Here is an 8,511-nt window from a genome sequence, read left to right as displayed (position 1 = left end):
GCGGCGGGCCCGGCTGCGGCTCGCGGCCCTCGCCACCGCGCTCACCGTCGCCGTCGGCTTCGCCGGCTGGGCGATCGGCACCGCCGTCGAGGAGGTCGTCGCCTCGATCGCGCCCGCCACCGAGTCCGAGCCCATGCTGGTCGGCGACATGACCTCGGGCACGGGCGCCGGCGGGCCCGTCGGCGAGGTCTACGCGCACCCCGGTACCCCCGGCTGGATCTTCGTGTCCGTCTATCTCACCGGCCCCCACGGCTCGTACACCGGCAAGGTCACCTGTCTCCTGGAACACTCCGACGGCACGACCGTCCGGGTCGGCGACTTCCCCCTGGCCGCCGGACACGGCGAGTGGGGCGTGGCCGCTCCCGGCGACCTCTCGACCCTCTCCGGCGCCCGGCTGACGACACCGGACGGCACCGTCCTCGCCACGGCCCAGCTGCACATGGGCCATGTCGTGCAGCCGAGGCAGTGAACCGGGCGGCCGTCACGAGCCGGAGGGGCGCTGCGACAGCGTCGACTCCAGGGCCGCGGCCAGCTCGGCGACCGTGGGCCGCGAGGCCGGGTCGGCCCGCAGACAGGCGTCGACGGCGGCGGCGAGCGCGGGCGGCAGCCGCCGCCGGGAAGCGATCGGCGGCGCCGCCTCCTCGACCTGCGGATACCAGTCGTCCGTACCGTCGCTGCCGAGGCTGCCGCCGGCGGACTCGTCCACGGTCTCCCCGCAGTCGAACGGCACATCCCCGCACGCGACCTCGAACAGCGTGACCCCGATGCCCCAGACGTCGGCGGCCGCCGTGAGCGGACCGCCGCGGGCCTGTTCCGGAGCGAGGTAGCAGAACGTGCCCACTCCGGCGGGCGCCGGTCCGGGCGGCCGGGCCACGCTCAGGTCCAGCACCTTCGCATGACCGCGCTCCACCACCACGTTGGCCGGCTTGAGGTCCAGGTGCAGCAGGCCCTGGCCGTGCAGGTAATGGACCACCGAGCACAACTGCGCGCCGAGGAGCGCCACATCGGCGGCGGACGGCCGGCGCCGCAACCGGTCCACCAGGTGGGACAGCGTCTCACCGGTCAGTGTCTCCAGGACGACGAGCGGCTCGGGCGACTCCACGGTCTCGTAGCCCCGGACCAGATGCGGATGGCTGAACTCCCGCAGCCACCGGCCCTCCCGCAGCAGCCGCTCACCCAGCCGCCCCTCGCCCCGCCGGTCCGCCCGCACCGTCTTGATCACACACCGGCAGGCCCGTTCCTCGCTCCACGCGTCGTACACGTCGAGCCAGCCGGTGCGGGTCAGATGCGCCAGGATCTCGTAGCCCGGCGCCGGCTTCGTCCCCGGTACGAGGGGCGCGGGGCCACCGGTGCCCGGCACGGGAGCGCTCATGACAGCACCGTGCCCGTGCTCAGCCGGTGCAGCCGGGCGTACGGTCCCTGGCCGCGGAGCAGGTCGTCGTGGGCGCCGTGTTCCACGACGCGGCCATGGTCGAGCACCACGATCCGCGAGGCGTCGCGGACGGTCAGCAGATTGTGGGAGATGACGACGGTCGTCCGCCCGGCCATGAGCCGGCGGAGGGGCTCCATGATCCGGCGGCCCGAGCGCACGTCGAGTCCGGTGGTCGGCTCGTCCAGCAGCAGCACCGGCGCGTCCCTGATCATCGCGCGGGCGATCGCCAGGCGCTGGCACTGGCCGCCGGACAGGGTGCGGCCGCGCTGGCCGACCAGGGTGTCGTAGCCCTCCGGGAGCCTTTCGATGAACTCGTGGGCGTCCGCCGCGCGCGCCGCCGCGACGATGTCCGCCTCGCTCGCCCCCGGCCTGCCATAGGCGATGTTCTCCCGGACGGTGCCGTGGAAGACGAGCGTCTCCTGGAGCACCACCGCGACGCTCTCCCGTACGTCGGACAGCCGCAGCTCCCGCAGATCGATCCCGTCGAGCCGGACCGCTCCCCGGTCGGGGTCGTAGAAGCGCAACTGCAGCTTGGCGACCGTCGACTTACCGGCCCCGCTCGCGCCGACCAGCGCCAGCGTCTCGCCCGGGTCCACCTGGAAGGACACGTCCGACAGCGCCCAGGAGGGGGTGCCCGGATAGCGGAACCACACCCCGTCGAACTCCAGCACCCCCCGCGCCCGGCCCAGCCGGCGGGCCCCCGGCGCCTGGACGACCTGCGGCCGCTGGTCAAGCAGTTCGATGATCCGCTCGGCCGAGGCGGAGGCCGCGTAAAAGGTCGTACCGAGCTGGGACAGGCCGTGGACGGGGCCGTAGAGCTTGCCGATCAGGGCCAGGAAGACGAGCAGCCCGCCCAGCGTGAGCTGACCCTGGGTCAGCTTCCAGGTGCCCAGCCCCATCACCGCGAGGCCTCCGCCCACCTCGATCAGCTCGACGACGGGCCGATACACGGCATGGATCCGCGCCGCGGCCATCGCCGCCCGGAACCTGCCGAGGTTCTCCCGGTCGAACCGGCGCTCCTCCCACCCCTGCCGGTTGTACGCCTGCACCAGCGCCGCATTGCCCAGCGACTCCTCGGCGATCGCGCTCAGCGAGCCGCCGCGCCTCCTGCGTTCCCGCGAGGCCTCCTTGATCAGCCGGGAGAAGTGCCGGGCGGCGGCCCAGAACAGCGGCACGATGACCAGGGCGAGCAGGGTGAGGTCCCACCGCAGATAGAACAGCAGACCCAGGAAGACGCCCAGCTGGATCACGTAGTAGAGGACGTCCGCCACTCCCGAGAGCAGGAACGTCTCGACCGCGTCGACATCACCCGTGACCCGGGAGAGCACGTCCCCGAGCCGCCGGCGTTCGAAGAAGCCGAGCGACAGCCCCTGGACGTGCCGGAAGACGTCGGAGCGCAGCGCGAGCAGGAAGCGTTCGCCGACCCAGGTGGACGTCACATCGTCGGCGAAGCCGAGCATGCCGGAGCAGACGACGAGCCCCAGATAGGCCGGTGCGATCCACAGGAAGGGGTCCAGCCAGCGGGGGACCAGCACCTCGTCCACGACCGCCTTGAACAGCCAGAGTTCGCCGGCGTCGACGGCGGGTCCGGCCACACCGAGGACGACGAGCGGCACGAGCCAGCGCCGGCCGCCGCGCGTGTACGGCCAGAACCGCCGGAACACCTCGCGCGGCGGCACGGCGGGCGCGGGCGGTACGACGGCCTGAGCGGACCGGATCCCTCGGCCCCCGGCCCGCTCGGCCCGCATCGGTGGTCACCACCGATGACTGTTGTGGTGGTGGTGAGTACGGCGACGACGACGGCGACGGCGCTCGGTCGTGTTGTCGCGCCCTGAGGTGAAATGCCTCCTGTGGTGGGTGTCGTGGTCGTGATGGTGGAGGGCCGGCATGAGCCTGCTGAAGATCGCCATATGGTTCCTCCCGAAACATCCGGTACCTGAGATACGTCTCAAGGCCGGAGTTGGATGGCGTTCCGGCATAAATATCTGGATGAATCGGGAGAATTTTCCGGAGGGTCAGCCCAGCCGCGCCGCCAACCCCCCGGTGCACCGCACCTCGTCGCCCGCCGTGATCAGCAGGGCCTCCACCCCCGGCAGGGACTCCAGCCACGCCAGCCCCGCCCGCGAGCCCATCGCGAAGGCCGCCGTGGCCCAGCAGTCGACCCATGTCAGCCGCGGCCCCACCACCGTCACCGCGACCAGATCCGTCACCGCCGACTTCCCCGTACGCGGATCCACGATGTGCGCGCCCCGCTCGGCCGTGCCCGAGGTCGCCACCGACAGCTCGTCGACACCCGCCGACGAGATCACCGCCGCCAGACCCCCCGGCCGGAGCGGATCAGCCACCCCCACCCGCCACGGCCGCTGCGGCTCCGGCGTGCCGAGCAGCTGGACGTCGCCGCCCCCGTTGACGCTCACTCCCCGCACCCCGGCCACCTCCGCCAGCAGCCGCGCCGCCCGCTCGGCGGCCCAGCCCTTGACGATGCCGGTGGGATCCAGCGAGCCCCGGTAGCGCGTGCTGAACCAGCCCTCGCTCACCCGTTCCGCCTCGGCCGCGAGGTCCAGCACCTCGGCCACCTCGGGCGCGCACTCCGCCACGGTCAGCTCACCCCGGGCCAGCCGGGAGATCTCGCTGTCCTCGCGGTAGGTGCTGAAGACCGCGTCCGCCCGGTGCAGCGCGGCGACGGCCGCGTCCAGGGCCTCGCGCACCGCATCGGGTTCCCCGCCGCGCACGTCGAAGGAGAAGACGGTCCCCATGACCTCCTCCGCATGACGCACCGCGGCGGGAGCCTCGGCCGACTCGGCCACCGTGTCAGCCACCTGCCTGGTCCAGCGCCGACTGGAGGGACTGCTTGTAGCCGGTGCTGGTGTAGGTGGCACCGGAGACGGCATCGATGCCCGCGTTGCCGGCCGTGACGGCCTCCTGGTTGAGCTTGGGCACGGCCAGCGCCGTCTTCTGGTCGCTCAGTCCGCCCTTGGGCGCCTGCACGGCCTCCGCCTTGGCGATCTTGCCACCGCTGACCGTGATCCGCACCTGCACCGGACCGTACTGCGTCTGCGCGACCTTCCCGGTGACCGTACGCGCCTGCGCGGTACCGGACGACCCGGACCCGGCCGAGGTCCCCGTCGAGGATCCGGCGGACTTCTTCATCTTGTCCAGCGCCGACTGGAGCGACTTCTTGTAGCCGGTGCTCGTGTACGTCGCCCCGGACACCGCGTCGATCTGCGCGCTCTGCGCCGTGACGGCCTCCTGGTTGAGCTTGGGCACGGCCAATGCCGTCTTCTGGTCGCTCAGTCCGCCCTTGGGCGCCTGCACGGCCTCCGCCTTGGTGATCTTCCCGCCCGCGACGGTCAGCCGTACCTGCACGGTGCCGTACTGCGTCTGCGTCGCGTCACCGGTCACCGTGCCGGCCGACGAACCGGCCGCCTGCGCACCGCCCTGCGGTGACTGCTGTGCCGCCGTCGCCTGCGGGGCCGCGCCCGCCGCCGACGCCGCGGCCGGATCGGACGCCGGCTTCAGCGACAGCAGCAGGACGACACCGGACACGGTCGCGGCGCTGGCCAGCATGACCCGCCGAATGGGGTGGTTCTTCCTCATCTCCGTACAGCTCCCGCTCACATCTCGAACGACTCGTGATGGATGCGGCGGGCGGGGACCCCCGCGCCGCGCAGTGCCTCGTACACCGACTGCGCGAACCCGGCCGGGCCGCACATGAAGACGTCGTGCCGGTCGACGTCCGGGATCTTCCGCTGGAGGTTCTCCGCGGAGATGTCCGGCCGCTCGCCGTCCGGGCTGTTGACCGCGTACATCAGCCGGGCGCCCCGCTCGTCGGCGATCTTCGCCAGCTCGTCCCACAGCGCCAGGTCCTGGGTGCTGTTGGCCCGGTAGAGCAGGGTGATGTCACCGGCCGCCCCGGGCAGCGTCTCGAACAGCGCCCGCATCGGCGTGATGCCCACCCCGCCCGCGACCAGCAGCACCTTGCCCCGGCTGCGGCGCTGCGCGGTCATCGCGCCGTACGGGCCCTCCGCCCACACCCGGGTGCCGGGCGTCAGCTCGCGCAGCCGGGCGCTGTGGTCGCCGATCGCCTTCACGGTGATCCGCAGCATGTCAGGGCGGGGCGCCGCCGACAGCGAGTACGGGTGCGAGCTGAACCGCATGCCCGGCGCGAGGAACCGCCAGCGGAAGAACTGGCCCGCCTCCGCACCCATCCGGTGCAGCCTCCGCCCGCCGATCAGCACCGACACGATGCCCGGCGTCTCCTCGATCACCGCCACCACGTGCATCCGGTGCCGGACGTTCAGCCGGATCGGGGTCAGGATCCGGTACCAGACCACCAGCGCGGTGACCGTGCCGTACAGGCCGTACCAGAAGGTCTTGGCGGCCGGTTCCACCGCGAAGTCGTTGCCGGTGGTGATCTGGTGCCAGAACGTCAGGAACACCGCCGCGTACGTCAGCAGATGGACGTGGTACCAGGTGTCGTACGGCAACCGGCGGCGGACCGGGCCGATCGACGTCAGCCCGATCAGCACGAACAGGCCCGTGCCGATGGCGGCCTTGCCCATGTCGGGCAGCTGGTTGATGGAGTCGATGGTCTGCTGCACGATGTCGCCGAGCGACTTGCCGGCCTGCAGCGCGTACCCCCACATGGTGAGGAACACGTGCGCCACGATCAGACAGAGCGTGTACCGGCCGCTCATCGCGTGCCAGCGGGCCACCCGGTCCGAGCCGACCCGCCGCTCCAGCGCCGGCACGCGTGCCATCTGGAGCACGACCAGCGCCATCAGATAGCCGGCCAACAGGCCCGTGATCCGGCCCGCGTTGAGAATCCTGCTGTTGTCGTCGGTGATGGACGGTGTGTTGTGCCACCAGAGCCACAGCACGGCCGCCGCGCCCGCCCCGACGGCGAGCAGCAGCGGTACGGCCGGGGAGCGGCGCGGGCGGATGCGGCGCATCGTCTGGCGGCGGGCGGCACGTCCGCCTGCGAGCGTGGTGGTCACGGTTCCTCCGGGGGGACTTGACCGTCGGCCCTCAGATACGTGCCGCGAGCGCCGAGTGTTCAGCGGCCCCGCCTCACAGTCCTGCCGAGTCCAGCGCGGACTGGAGGGACTGCTTGTAGCCGGTGCTGGTGTACGTGGCGCCCGACACCGTGTCGATGTCCGCGCTCTGCGCGGCCAGCGCCTCGCGCCGCAGCTGGGGGAGGGCGTAGCTGTTGATCTCCTGGTCGCGCGGGTTGTCCTGCGGATACCGCACCGCCGTCACGTCCGCGAGCCTGCCGCTCGTGATCGTCACGCGCACCTGGACCGGTCCCCAGCGGGTCTGCACGGTGTCGCCGGTCACGGTCCGGCCGACCGTCTTGCCGCCTGAAGGGCTCGAACTGCTCGACACGGCAGGTGACTTGGTCTCGGCCGTGGTCAGGGTGGGGCTCGTGTGCGGCTTCAACGACAGCAGCAACACCATCCCGGAGACGGTCGCGGCGCTCGCCAGCACGATCCGGCGCAGCGGGCGGTTCTTCCTCAACGCGTGCATGGGTGCTGCCTCACAGCTCGAACGACTCGTGGTGGATTCGGCGGTCCGGGACCCCGGCCGCCCGTAGCGCCTCGTAGACGTCCCGCGCGAAGCCGTGCGGCCCGCAGATGTAGACGTCGTGGCCGGCCAGACCGGGAAAGGTCGCGCTCAGCGACTGCGCCGTGAGGGGCGGGCGCTCGCCCCGGGGACCGTTCAGCGCGTACAGCACCTGCGCGCCGCGCCGGCGGGCGATCGCCTCCAGCTCCTGGCCGAGCGCCAGGTCCTCGGCACGGCGCGCCCGGTACAGCAGCGAGACCTCGCCAGGCAGGGTCTCGAACAGCGCGCGCAGCGGGGTGACGCCGACACCGGCCGCGATCAGCAGGGAGCGGTGGCCGGCGGCCCGGTCGGCGGTCAGCGAGCCGTACGGGCCCTCCGCCCAGACCCGGGTGCCCGGCCGCAGCCGGGCGACGGCCGCGCTGTGGTCGCCGAGCGCCTTGACCGTGATGCGCATCAACTCGGGGCGCGGCGGCGCCGACAGGGAGTACGGCGTCGACGTCCAGCGCATGCCCTCGCCGAGGAACCGCCAGCGGAAGAACTGCCCCGGCCGCGCCCCCAGCTCGTCCAGGCGCCGCCCGCGTACGACGACCGAGTACACACCCGGTGCCTCCCTGTGGACCGAGTCCACACGCAGCCGGTGGCGCCGGTTGAGGCGGACCGGGGCGAGGATCCGGAACCACAGCACCAGGGCCGCCACGCCCAGGTACAGGGCGTACCAGACGGCGGTGGCGACGGGCCTGCCGTTGAACTCGTTCCCCAGCGTCAGCTGGTGGAAGAAGGCCAGGAACACGGCCGCGTACGTCAGCAGGTGGACGTAGTACCAGAACTCGTGGCTCGTACGGCGGCGCACGGCCCGGGCCGAGGTGATGCCGACCGCGAAGAGGATCACCGTGCCGGCGGTGGCCTTGAGCATGTCCGGGTAGTCCAGCACGACCGTCACCGTCTCGTGCCAGAGCGAGGCCCGGTCCTGCGCGGCGTACCCGGCGAGGACCAGCACGACATGGGCGACGAGCAGGCAGACCGTGTACCGGCCGGCCATCGCGTGCCAGCGCGCCACCCGGTCCGAGCCGATCCGCCGCTCCAGCAGCGGCACCCGCGCCATCAGGCCGACCAGCACCGCACAGGCGTACCCGCACAGCAGCCCGGCGATCCGCCCGGCGCCGGTCAGCCAGGCAGCCGTGCCGACCACGGAACCGGTCTGCGCCCACCAGAGCGCGACCACGGCCGCCGCCCCGGCCCACAGCAGTGCCAGTACCGGCCCGGCGGGGGAGCGCCGGGCGGTCACGGGCACGGGCGGGGCCGCCCGCCACGCATCCACGGGGGTCATCGATCGCCGTCCCTTCGTCCGTCGTGCCGGGCCACTGTGCGGGCCGAAGCTCTGAGACACCTCTGAACAACCCCCTGACCAGGCCCTTTGAGAGCGGATTCAGAGGTGATCCTCAGCTGGCGTTCAGCGGACGGGGCAACGCACTCAGAGAAAACTCAGAGCCGAGGCGGTACGCCCCACCCCTGCGTCC

Annotated in this window: 7 protein-coding genes and 1 pseudogene; 1 reads left to right on the top strand and 7 read right to left on the bottom strand. The window is 72.4% G+C overall.

Annotated elements, in window-relative coordinates; genetic code table 11:
* Positions 1-469, top strand: a pseudogene (locus ACWC0C_RS45105) (hypothetical protein); the annotation flags it as partial.
* A gap of 12 nt (positions 470-481) precedes the next feature.
* Here ACWC0C_RS45105 and ACWC0C_RS45100 read toward each other — a convergent pair.
* From ACWC0C_RS45100 to ACWC0C_RS45070, 7 genes are all read right to left on the bottom strand, one after another.
* Positions 482-1,372, bottom strand: a complete 891-nt coding sequence (locus tag ACWC0C_RS45100; protein ID WP_450870748.1) for a serine/threonine-protein kinase — start codon at positions 1,370-1,372, stop codon at positions 482-484.
* A complete protein-coding gene (locus tag ACWC0C_RS45095; protein ID WP_450870746.1) occupies positions 1,369-3,180 on the bottom strand; it encodes an ABC transporter ATP-binding protein in 1,812 nt (603 codons plus the stop codon). Before ACWC0C_RS45095 ends, ACWC0C_RS45100 begins: the two co-directional genes overlap by 4 nt.
* Positions 3,181-3,447: 267 nt before the next feature.
* Positions 3,448-4,251: an FAD:protein FMN transferase gene (locus tag ACWC0C_RS45090; RefSeq protein WP_450870745.1), complete on the bottom strand. Its 804-nt coding sequence runs from the start codon at positions 4,249-4,251 to the stop codon at positions 3,448-3,450.
* Positions 4,244-5,029 carry an FMN-binding protein gene (locus ACWC0C_RS45085; RefSeq protein WP_450870743.1) on the bottom strand — a complete coding sequence of 262 codons (786 nt, stop codon included), beginning with the start codon at positions 5,027-5,029 and terminating at the stop codon, positions 4,244-4,246. Before ACWC0C_RS45085 ends, ACWC0C_RS45090 begins: the two co-directional genes overlap by 8 nt.
* A gap of 17 nt (positions 5,030-5,046) precedes the next feature.
* Positions 5,047-6,429, bottom strand: a complete 1,383-nt coding sequence (locus tag ACWC0C_RS45080) for a ferredoxin reductase family protein (protein WP_449200318.1) — start codon at positions 6,427-6,429, stop codon at positions 5,047-5,049.
* A gap of 73 nt (positions 6,430-6,502) precedes the next feature.
* Complete coding sequence (locus ACWC0C_RS45075; RefSeq protein WP_449200317.1) at positions 6,503-6,958, bottom strand: FMN-binding protein; 456 nt, start codon at positions 6,956-6,958, stop codon at positions 6,503-6,505.
* A 10-nt stretch (positions 6,959-6,968) separates the two neighbouring features.
* Positions 6,969-8,321 (bottom strand): ferredoxin reductase family protein, encoded by a 1,353-nt coding sequence (locus tag ACWC0C_RS45070; RefSeq protein WP_450870741.1) that lies wholly within the window; start codon positions 8,319-8,321, stop codon positions 6,969-6,971.
* Positions 8,322-8,511 lie beyond the last annotated feature (190 nt).

The sequence above is a fragment of the Streptomyces sp. NPDC001709 genome, assembly GCF_053596375.1.
The sequence above is the reverse complement of the archived record's forward strand: the minus strand, read 5'-3'. Positions and strand labels throughout refer to the sequence as shown.

Bases quoted from the DNA above. Each gene is read 5' to 3' on its own strand.
- ACWC0C_RS45100 (WP_450870748.1), bottom strand. From the start codon at position 1,372: ATGAGCGCTCCCGTGCCGGGCACCGGTGGCCCCGCGCCCCTCGTACCG.
- ACWC0C_RS45095 (WP_450870746.1), bottom strand. From the start codon at position 3,180: ATGCGGGCCGAGCGGGCCGGGGGCCGAGGGATCCGGTCCGCTCAGGCC.
- ACWC0C_RS45085 (WP_450870743.1), bottom strand. From the start codon at position 5,029: ATGAGGAAGAACCACCCCATTCGGCGGGTCATGCTGGCCAGCGCCGCG.
- ACWC0C_RS45075 (WP_449200317.1), bottom strand. From the start codon at position 6,958: ATGCACGCGTTGAGGAAGAACCGCCCGCTGCGCCGGATCGTGCTGGCG.
- ACWC0C_RS45070 (WP_450870741.1), bottom strand. From the start codon at position 8,321: ATGACCCCCGTGGATGCGTGGCGGGCGGCCCCGCCCGTGCCCGTGACC.